Genomic DNA, 14,693 nt, shown 5'->3' on the forward strand with positions numbered 1-14,693 from the left:
TCGGCCCGGTAGCCTCGGGTTCGTGACCCATGATGACCATGAATCGCCCCGTGCGCTCGCCGAGCGGGCCGCCCGCGCCCTGACCGACCGGACCGGAACGGACGCCTTCGACACGGCCCTGGTGATGGGCTCGGGCTGGGCCCCGGCCGCCGACGCGATCGGCGACGTGCTCGCCGAGATCCCGGTGGGCGACCTGCCGGGGTTCGCGCCGCCTGCGGTGCTGGGGCACGCGGGCACGGTACGCGCGGTGGTCACCGCTTCGGGGCGCACGGTGCTGGTCTTCCTGGGCCGTACCCACCTGTACGAGGGCCACGGCGTCGACGCGGTGGCGCACGGCGTGCGCACGGCGCTGGCCGCCGGGGTCCGCACGGTGGTGCTGACCAACGCGGCGGGCGGCCTGCGCCCGGAGTTGCAGCGGGTCGGCGATCCGGTGCTGATCAGCGACCACATCAACCTCACCGGCGCCAATCCGCTGACCGGCCCGACGTTCATCGACCTGACCGAGGTCTACAGCAGGCGGCTGCGCGACCTGGCGCGCGAGGTCGATCCGTCGCTGAGCGAAGGCGTGTACGTGGGCTTTCGCGGCCCGTCGTACGAGACGCCCGCCGAGATCCGGATGTGCCGGGCCATCGGCGGCGACCTGGTCGGCATGTCCACCGTGCTGGAGGCCATCGCGGCCCGCGAGGGCGGCGCCGAGGTGCTGGGCGTCTCGCTGGTCACCAACCCCGGGGCGGGGCTGGTCGACGAACCGCTCGACCACAAGGAGGTGCTGGCGGTGGGCCGGGCGACTGCCGGGCGGATGGGCCTGCTGCTGGCCAAGGTGATCGACAACCTTTAGGCGCTTCTTGGCGGCTCGGGAGGGGTGCGCGTGCGCGATCTGGTACGGCGGGCGGAGGACTGGCTGGCCCAGGACCCCGACCCGGAGACCCGGGCCGAGCTGGCAGGGCTGCTGGCGAGCGGCGATCAGGCGGCGCTGGCCGGGCGGTTCGCCGCGAAGCTGGAGTTCGGCACCGCCGGGCTGCGCGGCGAGCTGGGCGCGGGCCCCAACCGGATGAACCGCGTCACCGTCATGCGCGCCGCCGCCGGTCTGGCCGCCGTGCTGGGGCCGGGTGGAAAAGTGGTCATCGGGTACGACGCCCGGCACAAGTCCGACGTCTTCGCCCGGGACACCGCCGCCGTGCTGTCCGGGGCCGGGCTGCGCGCCCTGCTGCTCCCCGGACCGCTGCCCACGCCGGTGCTCGCCTTCGCGGTGCGCCACCTGGGCGCGGTCGCGGGGGTGACGGTGACGGCGAGCCACAACCCGCCGCGCGACAACGGGTACAAGGTCTACTGGCGGGACGGACGGCAGATCGTGCCGCCGGTGGACGCGCAGATCTCGGCCGCCATCGACGCCGTGGGGCGGGTGGACCGGCTGCCGCTGGGCGAGTGGGAGACGCTCGGCCCGGAGATCGCCGACGCCTACCTGTCGGCGGTGACCGCGCTGCCGCTGGGCGATCCGAAGGTCCGTGACCTCACCGTCGTCTACACGCCGCTGCACGGAGTGGGCGGCGGCACGCTGGGCGCGGCGTTCGAGCGGGCCGGGTTCGCCCCGCCGCACGTCGTGGCGGCGCAGCGCGACCCCGACCCGGACTTCCCCACCGTCGCCTTCCCCAACCCGGAGGAGCCGGGCGCGATGGACCTGGCGCTGGAGCTGGCCGGGCGGGTCGGCGCGGACCTGCTGATCGCCAACGACCCCGACGCCGACCGGTGCGCGGTCGGCGTGCCGCTGCGCGACGGCGGCCATCGCATGCTGACCGGCGACGAGCTGGGCGGGCTGCTGGCCGAGCACGTCCTCACGGCCACGTCGGGCGGTTCGCGGCGGGTGGCGACCACGATCGTGTCCTCCTCACTGCTCGGCAGGATCGCGGCCGCGCACGGGGTGGCGTTCACGGAGACGCTGACCGGCTTCAAGTGGATCATGCGGGCCGGGGCGGGGCTGGTGTTCGGGTACGAGGAGGCCCTGGGCTACAGCGTGGGGTCCGACGCGGGGCTGCCGGTGCGCGACAAGGACGGCATCGGGGCCGCGCTCACCGTCGCCGCGCTGGCCGCCGCCGCCCGGCACGCCGGGCGCACCCTGCTCGACCTGCTGGACGACCAGGCCAAGAAGTACGGCCTGCACGCCACGGGCGCGCTGTCCTTCCGGGTGGAGGATCTGTCCCTGATCACGGCGGCGATGGACCGGCTGCGGGCCGCCCCGCCCACCGCCCTCGGCGGCCGGGCCGTCGAGGGCATCGACGACTTCACCGCCGGGGCCGGCGGGCTGCCGCCGACGGACGCGCTGCGCTTCCGGCTGGCCGGTGCCGCCCGCGCCGTCGTACGGCCGAGCGGCACCGAGCCCAAGCTGAAGTGCTACCTGGAGGTCGTCACCCCGGTCGGCCCCGAGGGCGACGTCGACCCGGCCCGAGCCCGCGCCGCCCAGGACATCACTGCCATCGGCGACACCCTGACAGCGGCCCTCGCCCTCTGAGCCCATCCGGCCCATCAAGGACTCCCTGCGGTCATGCCTGTGCGGCCGGACCCCGGTTCGCCGTCGTCAGGTCGGCCGTGATGAGGTCCGCGTCGAGGGGGGCGCCCGGCAGCGGGGTGGCGCCGCCGGGGCGCAGGCCGTTGAGGAGGGTGGCCAGCAGCCGAGCGCGCACCGCGTCGTCGAGGTCGTGTGACACCGACGGCAGAGGGCGCGTGAGCACGGTGAGGAACATGACGAGGTCGGCGGCGCTCACATCGGAGCGCAGCGCCCCTTCGGCCCGGGCGGCCTCGGTCAGAGTGTCCAGCGCCGCCAGGAGGTGATGGCGCGCCTGGCGGAACTCGGCGGTCTGCTCGACGTGCGCGCCCAGGATGGGCAGCATGGCGACGACACGGCGTTCGACGACCCGCCGGGCGAACGCGGCGAGCGCCTGGCCGGCCGACGGTCCGGCGGCCAGGGCCTCGGCGGCGAGGGCCGACACCTGCGCCATGTTGTCCACCACCACGGCTCCGATCAGGTCGGCGCGGTCCGGGAAGTGGCGGTACAAGGTGGCGTTGCCGACTCCCGCGCCTGTGGCGATCTGGTCGAGCGGCGCGTCCGCCCCCTGATTGAGGAACGCCAGGTGTGCCGCGCGCAAAATCCGTTCGCGATTGCGGCGAGCGTCGGCGCGCAGCTCTCTCATCGGTCACTCCAGACATAAACGAGGACAAGCTCCCCGGTTATGATACCGTGCGACTAACCGGGGACTTTCTCCCCGTTTCTGCCCTCCTGGAGGACCAGATGGGATCTATCGCGAAGACCACGGTGGCGTGCGTCGTCGCCGGGGGCGGCCCGGCGGGCATGGTGCTCGGCCTCTTGCTGGCCAGATCCGGGGTGGAGGTGGCGGTGCTGGAGAAGTACCCCGACTTCCTGCGCGACTTCCGCGGCGACACGGTGCACGCCTCCACCCTCAACCTGCTGGACCGGCTCGGCCTCGGCGACCGCTTCGCCGCCCTGCCGCAGCAGCGTGAGCAACGGGTCACCATGCGGTTCGACGACGGCGCCATCACCGAGGACTTCAGCCGCCTGCCGGGCCGCCACCAGCACATCGCGCTGGTGCCGCAATGGGACTTCCTCAACCTGCTCGCCGAGGCCGCCGCCGAATCGCCGCACTTCCACCTCGCCCGGCACGCCGAGGTCACCGGCCTGCTCCGGCAGGGCGGGCGGGTGTGCGGGGTCCGCTACGCCGACAAGGACACCGGCCGGACATGTGAGCTGGCCGCGCCGCTGGTGGTCGCGGCCGACGGCCGGCACTCCACCGTGCGGAACCTGCTCGGACTGCACCCCCGCTCCTCCGCCACGCCGCACGATTGCCTGTACGTTCGCATCCCCCGCCTGCCCGGCGACCCCGACGGCACGTTCCTGCACTTTTCGGCCACCGGCGGCCTCGTCATGATCAACCGCGGTGACTACTGGCAGGCCGCCCTGCTCATCGGTAAGGACACGGCGCAGGCGGCGCGGGCCGACGACGGGGCGTGGACCCGCCGCACCATCGCCCGGCTCGCCCCGTTCACCGGCGAACGCATGGCCGCCATCGGTGCGGCCGACATCGCCGTTCTCCAGATCCGCATCGACCGGCTCGCCCACTGGTGGGCGCCGGGCGCGCTGCTCATCGGCGACGCCGCGCACGCGATGTCCCCCATCGCGGGCGTGGGCGTCAACCTGGCCGTGCAGGACGCCGTCGCCGCGGCCCGGATCCTGGTGCCCGCTCTGCGGTGTGGCCGGGTGAGTGACAGGGAACTGGCCCGGGTGCAGCGTCGCCGCCAGTGGCCGACCGTGCTCACCCAGGCGGCGCAGCGCATGGCGCAGAAGCGTTTCGTGGCCGCCTCCATCACCGGTGACGTTTCGACCGCCGTGCTGCGTCTGCCGCAGCCGTTGCGGAGCCTGCGGCACTGGCCGGGGTTCCCGTATCTGCTCGGCAGGGCCGTGGGGCTGGGCGTCCGGCCCGAGAGCCTGACCGGCCCGCTGGAGCCGTTGAGCCATGGGTGAGCGGATCTTCGTCGCGGTCACCGTGGCCACGACCTTGCTGACTCTCGCGGTCTCCGGCATCCTGATCGCCGACCCCGCCTTCGCGCTGCCCGCCGGTTCTGCCGTGACCCCGGCGGTGGAGACGTTCGCCCGGGCGTGCTCCATCAGGTCGCTGGCGGTGGGCGGCGCGCTGCTGGTCCTGCTGGCCCGCCGCTCCACCGCGGGGCTGATCGTCCTGCTGTGGGTGACCGGCCTCTTCCAGGCGGGCGACGCGCTGGTACACGCGCTGAACGGCGTCCCGGCGGCCTTCGCGGCCACGGCCCTGGCGCTGGTGGCGTTCGGCTCGGCGGGCCGGCTCACCCGCTCGCGCACGTCACAGGAGCCCTGACGAGGCCATGGCCCGCCGCGGCCCCCGGGCCGCCTCGGTGGCGGGTCAGTCCGCCGGGGTGCGGGCGGCCGGGGCCGGGGCCGGGTGGGCCGGGGCCGGTTGAGGGGGGCGGCGGGCGTAGGCGGGGGCGTGTTCGGGGCGCAGGCCGATGCCGATCAGGTAGGCGGGCACGAACGATGCCTTCGGGAAGCGCCGCATCAGCCGGATGATCGGCTCGGGCGGGCCGGAACGCTCCCCCTTGATGATCGGGTAGATCACCATGCGGTGCAGGATGCGCTGCAGGGTCTGGACCGCGATGGTCGGCAGCAGCCGCCGCGTACGGACTTTGGCCAGCAGGGCGGGCGGCACCCCGCCGCCCCGGCGCAGCGGCCCGGCCAGCAGTGTGGCGGCGGCCACCGCGTCCTGGACGGCCAGGTTGATGCCGACCCCGCCGATCGGCGACATGGCGTGCGCCGCGTCGCCGATGCACAGCAGCCCCGGGCGGTGCCACCGGCGCAGCCGGTTGAGCCGTACGTCCAGGTGCTTGACGTCGTCCATCGACTCGATCTGGTCCACCCGGTCGGCGAGCCAGGGCATGGCATCGACGAGTTCGGCGCGGAAGCTCTCGATGCCGCGCGCCCTGAGCTGCGGGTCGATGCCCTTCTTGGCGATGTAGGCCATCTGCAGGTGGGACTCGCGCGGGATGATGATGATGAACCGCCCCTTGTCGGTGACAGGCGTCAGCGCCTCGGCGCGGTCCTGCGGGTTGCGGGGCAGCCGGATCCACCAGGCGTCCAGCGGGACGGGGTACTCCTTCGGCGCCAGCCTGGCCTGCTCGCGGGCGATCGACCAGCGTCCGTCGCAGGCGACGGTCAGGTCGGCGCGGATCTCGCCGGTCTGGCCGTCCTCGGTCCGGTACCGGACGCCGGCCACCCGCCCGCGCTCGCGGATCAGCTCGGTCACCTCCGTGTTCATCCGGAGGTTGAAGGTGGGCTCGTCCTTGGCGGCGTCGGCCAGCAGGGACAAGAAGTCCCACTGCGGGACCATCGCGATGTAGGGGTGGCGCACTTTGAGCCGGCTCATGTCACCGATGACCAGCAGGTCGTCCCGGCCGATCCCGGAACCGGGCCGGAAGCCGATCCCGAACCCGATCCGGCTCAGCCGGCTCTGCGGCAGGGCCGCGAACCGTTCGCCGAGGCCGAGCTCGTCGAGCAGTTGCAGGGTCGAGGGGTGAACCGTATCCCCCCTGAAGTCGCGCAGGAAGTCGCCGTGCTTCTCCAGCACGGTCACCTCCACCCCGGCACGGGCGAGCAACAGGCTCAGCACCATCCCCGCCGGGCCGCCACCGATGACTACGCAGGTCACGTTCTCGGACATGACCACCATCCGATTTCATCGACTGTTGAATAACTCGACTATCCGCCCTGGGGCCCATGCCCGTCAAGGTGGCGCTGGTCACACTCGGGCACACGGAAACAGCGCGCCGGTCACCCCGGCGCGCTGTTGAGACGATCAGGCGATCAGGCGATCAGGACGCGACGACCGCCACGACGACGAGTACGGCGGCGGCCAGGCAGACCGCCCCGGCCAGCGCCGACCAGGTGGTGCGGACCGGCTGCGCCTCCCCCGCATCAGACCCCTCGGTCAGCGCGGCCTTGCGCCTGGCCTGCTCCGCGCGTTCGGTGAGCTGGTCGGCGACGTAGTCGGCGTGCGTACGGCCCGCCATCGCGTCCACCGCCGCCTGCTCCGCGCTCGTCGCCTTGGGCGTGATCGGCATCCCGCGCGAGCCCCGCGTGGAGGTCGGCCGGCCCGGCTCGGACCGGCGCAGCGCCGAGACCCGCTCACGGGCCGAGGACTGCGGCGTCCAGCAGCGGACGGTCTGCCCGTCGGCGTCGATCTGGATCGCGTGCGACACCTTGACCCCCGCGACGGACGCCCAGGGCACGAACGTGTCCCGGAACGGGTTGCGGACCAGCACGCCGTCCTCGGTGAGCACGGTGGCCGGGCGCAGCGAGGTCACCACGATCATGGCGGTCAGCACGCCGAGCACCGCGGCGGCGATGAGCGACGGCGCCCCGTTGAACCGGAGCACCAGATCGACGGCCATGACGGTGGCGAACACCACCCACACCCAGCCGAGCACTTGGGCCACCCGGGACCGGTAGACCTGCTTCACTGTGCCTCTCCCGCCCACTTGAGCTTGGCGAACCCGGGCTTGATCTGCCCGTTGATGAGCGCCAGGCGTTCATCGAAGGGGATGAAGGCGGACTTCATCGCGTTGACCGCGAACCACTGCAGATCATCCCAGCCGTACCCGAACGTCTCCACCAGCTTGACGAACTCCTGCGACGGCGTGGTGTCGCTCATCAGCCGGTTGTCGGTGTTGACCGTGACCCGGAAGTGCAGCCTGCGCAACAGCCCGATCGGGTGCTCGGCGATCGACTTGGCGGCCCCGGTCTGGATGTTGGAGGTCGGGCACATCTCCAGCGGGATGCGCTTGTCACGGACGTAGGCGGCGAGCCTGCCGAGCTTCGGCTCCCCGTCCGGCGACACCTGGATGTCGTCGATGATCCGCACCCCGTGGCCGAGCCGGTCGGCGCCGCACCACTGGATCGCCTGCCAGATCGAGGGCAGCCCGAACGCCTCCCCCGCGTGGATGGTGAAGTGCGCGTTCTCCCGTTGCAGGTACTCGAAGGCGTCCAGGTGGCGGGTGGGCGGGTAACCGGCCTCGGCCCCCGCGATGTCGAACCCGACGACGCCCACGTCGCGGTAGCGGACGGCCAGCTCGGCGATCTCTCGTGACCGCGCCTGCGTGCGCATCGCGGTGAGCAGTGACCTGACCTTGATCGGCCGCCCGGCCGAGCCCTGCTCGAAGCCCTCGATCACCGCCTGGACGACCTCGTCGAGCGTCAGCCCGGCGGTGGTGTGCAGCTCGGGCGCGTACCGGACCTCGGCGTAGACGACCCCGTCATCGGCCAGGTCTTCGGCGCACTCGGCGGCCACCCGGACCAGCGCCTCGCGGGACTGCATCACGCCCACCGTGTGGGAGAAGGTTTCCAGGTAGCGCTCCAGCGAGCCCGAGGCGCTGGCCTCGGCGAACCATGTCCGCAGGTTGCCGGGGTCGGTCGTGGGCAGCCCGGCGTAGCCGGAGTCGCGGGCCAGGTCGACGATGGACTCGGGGCGCAGGCCGCCGTCGAGGTGATCGTGCAAGAGGACCTTGGGGGCCTTGCGGATCGCGGCCGGGCTGGGCTGGTTCATCTCGCCATCTTAGGGTTCCGGCGCGGCCCGGTGCCGGGCGTGTCGTGTCGTGTCCGGTTCGACAGGCGGTGTCGTGTCGTGTCCGGGTCAGTGCGCGACGTCCAGGACCAGCCGGGGCGGGCGCTTCTGCTCCGACACACAGAACGCCGCCCGGTGGTCGAGCACGATCCCCACCCCGACCACGCCCTCGAAGTCGCCGGTCCTGACGACGTCGGTGACGTTGGCGAGCCCCGCGCGGAACACCGGGCCGCCCGTCCAGGTCAGCGCGCCGGAGTCGGTGTGGGCGTTGGCCGGGCGCAGGCTGACCTGGAGGTACGCGCCGCCCATGACCGGGATCGGATCGCCGCTGCCGTCCTGGACCAGGGACTTGGCCCACCGCACGGAGTAGCCGGGCACCGCGCCGGAAAGGTCGATGACCACCCGGTCGAAGCCGGGGTGCCCGGCGTACCGGACCCGCTTGACCACCGCCGGGTCCATGCCCTGCCGGTCCACCTGGACCTCCCGGGTGGACGTCGGCGGGCTCGGCGCCGGTGGCCTGGAGGTCACCGGCTCACTGGGCTCGGTGGTTTCGGTGGTTTCGGTGGGTTCAGGGGTGTCTTTCGTGGGCTCTTGGGTGGTCTCGGCCTGGGTGGGCTGTGGGGACGCGGAGGGCGAGGAGGAGCCCTCGGCGTCCCCGCCCTGGCCGCAGGCCGTGAGCAGCATGAGCGCTACAAGGGGAATTGCGACTCGCGTGCCGTCCATAAGGCAGCCTCCTACGGTTCAGATACCCGCCTTCGGCCCCCATGGCACGACTCCGTCAGACGGTTTCGAGTACCTTCGCGTCGCCCTCCTCCTCCGGCACGGCGGCCGGACGGTGAGCGCGCAGGCCGGTGACCGCGATGAGCAGGCCGACGACGGCCAGCACGGCCGAGACCACGATCGCCGCGCGGATGCCGGGGATGGACACGCCCGTCCCGCTGGACGTCATGACCGCGGTGACCACCGCCAGTACGATCGCCCCGCCGACCTGGCCGGAGGTGTTGAGCAGGCCCGAGGCCAGGCCCTGCTCGTCGTCCACCACGCCGTTGGTGGCCTGGATGTTCAGCGACGGGAAGGACAGCCCGAAGGCGATGCCGAGCAGCGTCATCCCGGGCAGGATCATGCCGCCCAGGCTGGGCGACGCGTCCACGCCGAGGAAGATCGCATATCCCGCGGCCAGCGCGACCGCGCCGATCGCGATCAGCCGCTGGGTGCCGAACCGGTCGGCGAGGTCGCCCATCTTGGTGGAGGTGACCGCCACGATCAGGCCGGCGGGCAGGAAGGCCAGCGCGGTCTCCAAGGCGGACCAGTGAAGCAGGTTCTGGAAGTACTGCATGGCGACGAACTGGAAACCGACGTAGGAGCCGAAGAGGATCACCAGCCCCAGGTTGGCCCGGACGAGCGGCGCGGAGCGCAGGATGCCCAGCCGCACCAGGGGGTGCTTGATCCGGCGCTCCACCAGGACGAACGCGACCAGCAGCAGGACCGCGGCGCCGAGCGTGGCGATGGTGCGCGGCGCGACCCAGCCCACCTCGGGGGCCTCGACGACGCCGAAGACCAGCAGCAACATGGAGATCGTGATCAGGGCGGCGCCGAGCAGGTCGTAGCCGCCGGTGGCGCGCTCCTCGCCCGAGTGGCGAGGCAGCAGCTTCAGCCCGGCGACCAGCGCGATGATCGCGACCGGCACCGGCATCAGGAAGGTCCACCGCCAGCCCAGTTCGGTCAGCAGGCCGGAGAGCACGAGTCCGAGCGAGAAACCGCTGGCGCCGCAGGCAGTGAAGATGCTGAGGGCCCGGTTGCGGGCGGGCCCCTCATGGAAGGTCGTGGTGATGATGGACAGTGCGGCCGGAGCGGTGAACGCGGCGCTGATGCCCTTGACGAACCGGGCGGCGATCAGCAGCGCGCCGTCGTCCACGATGCCCCCGAGCAGCGAGGCGACGGCGAAGACCGCCAGGGCCACGAGGAACACCTTGCGGCGTCCGAGCAGGTCGGCGGTCCGGCCCCCGAGCAGCAGCAGACCGCCGTACCCCAGCACATAACCACTGACCACCCATTGCAGCGACGAGGTGGTCATGCCCAGGTCGGCCTGGATCGAGGGCAGAGCGACTCCGACCATCGAGACATCGAGGGCGTCCAGGAAGATGACTCCGCAGAGCACCGCGAGCGCGCCCCAAAGACGCGCATCCCAGCGCTCGCCAGTAGACGAGGGATGCATGCGAATGAGATTACATGCAACCGCATCTAATGCAACAGCATTTAATGAGAGTGCATCTTATGTTCGCGCCTGGTACACTCCGGCGTGTGAGCGAGGAAGCGATCGTCGTCGCATGGCGGCAGTTGCTCGCGCAGCACGCCAGCATCTGGTGCGCACTGGAGCGCGAGCTGGGCGAGAAGCACGGCCTCGGGCCGAGCGAGTTCGAGGTCCTGGACCGCATGGTAGAGAGCGGCCACGACAGATTCCGGGTGCAGGAGCTGGCCGACGCGGTCCATCTCAGCCAGAGCGCGCTGTCCCGGCTCATCGCCAGACTCGAACGCGCCGGCCTGGTCGGCCGCAACATCTGCGAGGCCGACCGGCGCGGCATCTTCGTCTGCATCACCCCCGAGGGCCGCGCCCGCCACGCCGCCGCCCGGCCCACCCACCGCGCGGTCCTGGCCGCCATGCTGACACCGAGCGTGCCCGTAGCGGCCGGATGACCAGCGGACGACTTGCCGAGCGTGGCCCGCTCGGCAAGCGAACGACGCGCGCCCCCGGCACGCCGCAGGGGGCGCACCCAGCGTCACCCGCCCCGCGATCGCGCCCCAAGCCCGGTGGCCCGCTCGGCAAGCGAACGACGCGCGTCCCCGGCACGCCGGAGAGGATGCACCGAGCGTCACCCGCCCCCGCGAGCCAACCGATCGCACCCCAAGCCCGGCACGGGCACCCCCCGCGGGCACGCCCAGGGCGACCCTCGCAGCAGACGGCCCGTCGGCCGCCGCCCACCCTGTCAGAACCCGCCCCCCGGGCACCCTCGCGTCGATCAGACGAACAGCAACGATTTGCCGAGCGTGGTCCGTTCGGCGAGTGAGCGGTGGGCGTCCGCGGCGCGTTCGAGGGGGTAGGTCGCCCCGATCACCGGGGTGATCCGGCCTTCCGCGGCCAGTGCCACGGCCCGCGTCAGGTTGTCGCGGGCCACGTCCGGCGGCGGCGGTCCGTCCGCCAGCGCGTTGACCGCACGGACCTGCCGGCGTTCGGCGGCCTGCGGGTCGATCTCGACCAATCCGCCGTTCGACGTCCCGTAGGTGACGAACCTGCCGCCCTTGGCCACCGTGCCGAACGTCACCTCCCCGAGTGCGCCGCCCGCCCCGTCGAAGGCCAGATCGACGCCCTCGCCGCCGGCCGCCTCGCGTACGCGCTCGTCCCAGCCCGCCACGGAGTAGTCCACCGCGACCTCCGCGCCCAGCTCACGGGCCAGCTTCAGCTTGCGCTCACCGCGCGCCGCCGCGATCACCCGGGCCCCGGCGTCGCGGGCGAGCTGCACCAGCAGTGACCCCGCGCCGCCCGTCGCGGCGGTCACCAGCACCTGCTGCCCCTTGGCGATCTCGCCCTTCCCGGCGAGCATGAGCGCCGTGGCACCGTCGTGCAGTACGGCGGCGGCCTGCGGGAACGCCAGCCCCTCCGGAATCTCCACCACCCCCTCGGTGGAGGCGGCGATCCGCTCGGCGTAACCGCCCTGGCCCCTGGCCACGACGCGCTTGCCGACCCAGCCCGGGTCCACCCCCGCGCCCACCGCGACCACCCGCCCCGCGCCACCGCCGCCCGGGATGTACGGGGGCCGCACCGGGAACACCTCCCCGCCCCAGCCCTGCCGCAGCAGCGTGTCGAGGTAGATGACGTCGGCCACGACCAGCTCCACCACGACCTCCCCGGGCCCGGCCACCGGCTCCGGCACCTCCGCCGGTACCAGGACCTCCGGCCCCCCGAACTCCCGCACCTGAACCGCGCGCATCTCGATCGTCCCTTCCCCTTGGAATCTGGTGACACGGCCAGCGTGCTACCTCAAGCAAACTTGAGGTCAACCGGGCGGTGGGCACGAAGGCGGATCAGGACTCCCCGGTCCGCAAAACCCGCGAATGAAGTAAAGAGCAGAAACGCGACGGCGGGGCGGGCCGTGAAATATGGTCTCATTACACAGCTCAGGGGCGCCATCCCTCAAAAGAATGGCGCACCGGCCGAACGCCCCCAGGGCCGCCCGACCGCCTCCAAAACGGTCCCGGCCGCGGCTCTGGGAGGCGTTCGGGATTCATTCTGGATTCGGCGGCGGTGGATTCACGGATTTCATATCCGGCCCACCGTGTCAGGACCGGCGCGGCCCCTCGTGCACATGTGCGCGCGCCCCTTGCAGCCCGAACAGGATGAGCAGTTCCACCACGCCGCCGTCCGCGCTGCCCAGCCAGTGCGGCAGGGAGGTGTCGAACTCGGCCGCCTCACCCGCCGGCAGCGTCAGGTCCCGCTCGCCGAGCACCAGCCGCAGGCGGCCGTTGAGCACGTACAGCCACTCGAAGCCCTCATGGGTCTGCGGGGTGGGTTCGAGCGGTTCCGGCCGGGCCGGGATGATCATCTTGAACGCCTGCACACCGCCCGGCCGCCTGGACAGCGGGATGAAGACCATCCCGAACCGCCGGATCGGCTTCAGATGGATCCGGGGGTCGCCGGTGCGCGGAGCGCCCACGAGGTCGTCCAGCGGGACGTCGTACGTGCGGGCCAGCGGCAACAGCAGCTCCAGGGTCGCCCGGCGCTGCCCGCTCTCCAGCCGGGACAGCGTGCTCTCCGACACCCCGGTCGTCGCCGCGAGGGCGGCGAGGGTGATGCCCCGGTCACGGCGCAGCGCACGCAGCCGCGGGCCCACCGCGTCGAGTACGTCCTCCGTCTCGCCGTCCACCCGGCCATCTTGCCAGAACGGCAAGAATCCGTGCCAGATCGGGCGCCGACGGTGAGACTGAGCGCATCCCCGAGTGAAGGAGAGCTGATGAGCAGCACCGATGCGGTCACGTTCTGGGACGGCGTCTACGCGGCCCGCCCGCCCGCCACCGCCCCGCGGCCCAACGTCCGCCTCACCGAGATGGTCACGGACCTGCCGCCCGGCGACGTACTGGACCTGGGCTGCGGCGACGGCGGCGACGCGCTGTGGCTCGCCCGCCAGGGGTGGCGGGTCACCACCACGGACATCTCGGCGGTGGCGCTCGAACGGCTCACCGCCCTGGCCCAGGCGGGCGGCCTGGGCGATCGGATCGCCGCCGAACGGCACGACCTGCGCGACTCGTTCCCGGAGGGTGAGTTCGACCTGGTCAGCGCCCACTACCTGCACACGCCGTTCGATCTGGACCGGACGGCCGTCCTGCGCACGGCCGCGCACGCGCTGCGCCCGGGCGGGCTGCTGCTGGTCGTCGACCACGGCTCGACCTCCCCATGGTCGTGGGTCCAGGATCCGGACATCCGGTACCCGAGCCCGCAGGAGATCGCCGCGGACATCGACCTGGACCCGGTGGCCTGGACGGTCGAGCGCTCCGACACGCCGCACCGGATCGCGACGGGCCCGAACGGGCAGACCGCCGAGGTCATCGACCACATCCTCCTCATCCGCCGCACCGCCTGACCCGCCTCGCCCGACAAGGAGAGCACCATGCCCGCCGTCTCCCGCCGCGACACCCCGCCGCCCCGGACCGGAAACAGCGAGATCGAGACCCTGCGCGGCTTCCTGGACTACCTCCGCACCTCGATCGCCGCGAAGGTCGAGGACGCCCCCGACCCACAGGTCCGCACGTCCGCGGTGCCCTCGGGCACCAACCTGCTCGGCCTCCTCGGCCACCTGACCTTTGTCGAACGCTCGATCTTCCTGGGGGCCAAGGTCACCGACTGGCAGGCGACGTTCCAGGTCCCCGACGCGGACAGCGTGGCCGATGTCGTCGGCCGCTACCGCGAGGCGGTCGAGCACGCGAACGAAGTCCTCGATCGATGCCCCGACCCCACGGCCCCTCTCCCCCGCCCTGTTCCGGGCACCCCCGCCCCCAGCGTCCGCTGGGCACTCACCCACATGATCGAAGAAACCGGCCGCCACGCGGGCCACGCCGACATCCTCCGCGAACTGATCGACGGCACCACCGGCCGCTGATACTTGACGGTCCAGGAGATTCGCGCTCACCAACGAATCAGTTTCTACAGCAGCACAGATGGAAATCGCCTTCCTGAACGGACGCATGGCGATCCGGACAGCAATATCCCTGACCGCGGCATCCTCACCTTCACCACCGTCGAATGACGTTTTCTCACTGAATTTCAGCTGATCCGGCGGTGTTCGAAATGGACGAGGACGAGGGCGGCGCGGACGAGATCGCCGATCCGGCTGGGGCTGAGTGTGGTGTGCCGGAGAGCGGTCCAGCGTTCGGTCAGGAGGGCGAAGCCGCGTTCTCCCAGGCAGCGCAGCGCGCGCTGCAGGGCGTTGCGGGTGCGGTTGCCGACGCTGAGGACGTTGCCGTCGGCGGGTTGCCTGAACGGCACGATGA

15 protein-coding genes and 1 pseudogene are annotated in these 14,693 nt (G+C 72.2%); 7 read left to right on the forward strand and 9 right to left on the reverse strand.

What is annotated here, in order from left to right:
• Window positions 1-22: 22 nt before the first annotated feature.
• Together DP939_RS27255 and DP939_RS27260 are read left to right on the forward strand one after the other, a co-directional pair.
• The gene (locus DP939_RS27255) at window positions 23-838 is read left to right on the forward strand and encodes a purine-nucleoside phosphorylase (protein WP_113983615.1); all 816 of its coding nucleotides are present in this window, start codon (window positions 23-25) and stop codon (window positions 836-838) included.
• A 30-nt stretch (window positions 839-868) separates the two neighbouring features.
• Complete coding sequence (locus DP939_RS27260) at window positions 869-2,506, forward strand: phospho-sugar mutase (RefSeq protein WP_113983650.1); 1,638 nt, start codon at window positions 869-871, stop codon at window positions 2,504-2,506.
• 31 nt (window positions 2,507-2,537) lie between these two features.
• Here DP939_RS27260 and DP939_RS48060 read toward each other — a convergent pair whose 3' ends face one another.
• Complete coding sequence (locus DP939_RS48060; RefSeq protein WP_113983616.1) at window positions 2,538-3,185, reverse strand: TetR/AcrR family transcriptional regulator; 648 nt, start codon at window positions 3,183-3,185, stop codon at window positions 2,538-2,540.
• 98 nt (window positions 3,186-3,283) lie between these two features.
• Between DP939_RS48060 and DP939_RS27270 the strand changes: the two genes are divergently transcribed.
• Together DP939_RS27270 and DP939_RS27275 are read left to right on the forward strand one after the other, a co-directional pair.
• The gene (locus tag DP939_RS27270) at window positions 3,284-4,531 is read left to right on the forward strand and encodes an FAD-dependent oxidoreductase (RefSeq protein WP_113983617.1); all 1,248 of its coding nucleotides are present in this window, start codon (window positions 3,284-3,286) and stop codon (window positions 4,529-4,531) included.
• The gene (locus DP939_RS27275; protein ID WP_113983618.1) at window positions 4,524-4,898 is read left to right on the forward strand and encodes a hypothetical protein; all 375 of its coding nucleotides are present in this window, start codon (window positions 4,524-4,526) and stop codon (window positions 4,896-4,898) included. Before DP939_RS27270 ends, DP939_RS27275 begins: the two co-directional genes overlap by 8 nt.
• 45 nt (window positions 4,899-4,943) lie before the next feature.
• On the opposite strand, the gene DP939_RS27280 is transcribed toward DP939_RS27275, so the two are convergent.
• From DP939_RS27280 to DP939_RS27300, 5 genes are all read right to left on the reverse strand, one after another.
• Window positions 4,944-6,254 (reverse strand): FAD-dependent oxidoreductase, encoded by a 1,311-nt coding sequence (locus DP939_RS27280; protein ID WP_113983651.1) that lies wholly within the window; start codon window positions 6,252-6,254, stop codon window positions 4,944-4,946.
• Window positions 6,255-6,405: 151 nt separating this feature from the next.
• Complete coding sequence (locus tag DP939_RS27285) at window positions 6,406-7,053, reverse strand: PH domain-containing protein (protein WP_113983619.1); 648 nt, start codon at window positions 7,051-7,053, stop codon at window positions 6,406-6,408.
• A complete protein-coding gene (locus tag DP939_RS27290) occupies window positions 7,050-8,135 on the reverse strand; it encodes an adenosine deaminase (protein ID WP_113983620.1) in 1,086 nt (361 codons plus the stop codon). The genes DP939_RS27285 and DP939_RS27290 overlap by 4 nt, the downstream gene beginning before the upstream one ends.
• 87 nt (window positions 8,136-8,222) lie before the next feature.
• The gene (locus DP939_RS27295; RefSeq protein WP_147268162.1) at window positions 8,223-8,876 is read right to left on the reverse strand and encodes an AMIN-like domain-containing (lipo)protein; all 654 of its coding nucleotides are present in this window, start codon (window positions 8,874-8,876) and stop codon (window positions 8,223-8,225) included.
• A gap of 55 nt (window positions 8,877-8,931) precedes the next feature.
• Window positions 8,932-10,368 (reverse strand): MFS transporter, encoded by a 1,437-nt coding sequence (locus tag DP939_RS27300; protein WP_113983622.1) that lies wholly within the window; start codon window positions 10,366-10,368, stop codon window positions 8,932-8,934.
• Between the two features lie 86 nt (window positions 10,369-10,454).
• Between DP939_RS27300 and DP939_RS27305 the strand changes: the two genes are divergently transcribed.
• Window positions 10,455-10,847 (forward strand): MarR family transcriptional regulator, encoded by a 393-nt coding sequence (locus DP939_RS27305; protein WP_225878527.1) that lies wholly within the window; start codon window positions 10,455-10,457, stop codon window positions 10,845-10,847.
• Window positions 10,848-11,170: 323 nt separating this feature from the next.
• Here the strand turns inward: DP939_RS27305 and DP939_RS27310 are convergent, their stop codons facing one another.
• Both DP939_RS27310 and DP939_RS27315 read right to left on the reverse strand, forming a co-directional pair.
• On the reverse strand, window positions 11,171-12,139 hold the full coding sequence (locus DP939_RS27310) for a zinc-binding dehydrogenase (protein ID WP_113983624.1): 969 nt from the start codon (window positions 12,137-12,139) through the stop codon (window positions 11,171-11,173).
• A gap of 348 nt (window positions 12,140-12,487) precedes the next feature.
• Window positions 12,488-13,072, reverse strand: a complete 585-nt coding sequence (locus DP939_RS27315) for a helix-turn-helix domain-containing protein (RefSeq protein ID WP_113983625.1) — start codon at window positions 13,070-13,072, stop codon at window positions 12,488-12,490.
• 87 nt (window positions 13,073-13,159) lie between these two features.
• Here DP939_RS27315 and DP939_RS27320 point away from each other — a divergent pair, with 87 nt between their 5' ends.
• Together DP939_RS27320 and DP939_RS27325 are read left to right on the forward strand one after the other, a co-directional pair.
• On the forward strand, window positions 13,160-13,786 hold the full coding sequence (locus DP939_RS27320) for an SAM-dependent methyltransferase (RefSeq protein WP_113983626.1): 627 nt from the start codon (window positions 13,160-13,162) through the stop codon (window positions 13,784-13,786).
• Between the two features lie 27 nt (window positions 13,787-13,813).
• Window positions 13,814-14,302 carry a DinB family protein gene (locus DP939_RS27325; RefSeq protein ID WP_113983627.1) on the forward strand — a complete coding sequence of 163 codons (489 nt, stop codon included), beginning with the start codon at window positions 13,814-13,816 and terminating at the stop codon, window positions 14,300-14,302.
• A gap of 164 nt (window positions 14,303-14,466) precedes the next feature.
• Here DP939_RS27325 and DP939_RS27330 read toward each other — a convergent pair.
• Window positions 14,467-14,693, reverse strand: a pseudogene (locus DP939_RS27330) (IS5/IS1182 family transposase); the annotation flags it as partial.

Source organism: Spongiactinospora rosea (assembly GCF_003315795.1).
Taxonomy (GTDB): domain Bacteria; phylum Actinomycetota; class Actinomycetes; order Streptosporangiales; family Streptosporangiaceae; genus Spongiactinospora; species Spongiactinospora rosea.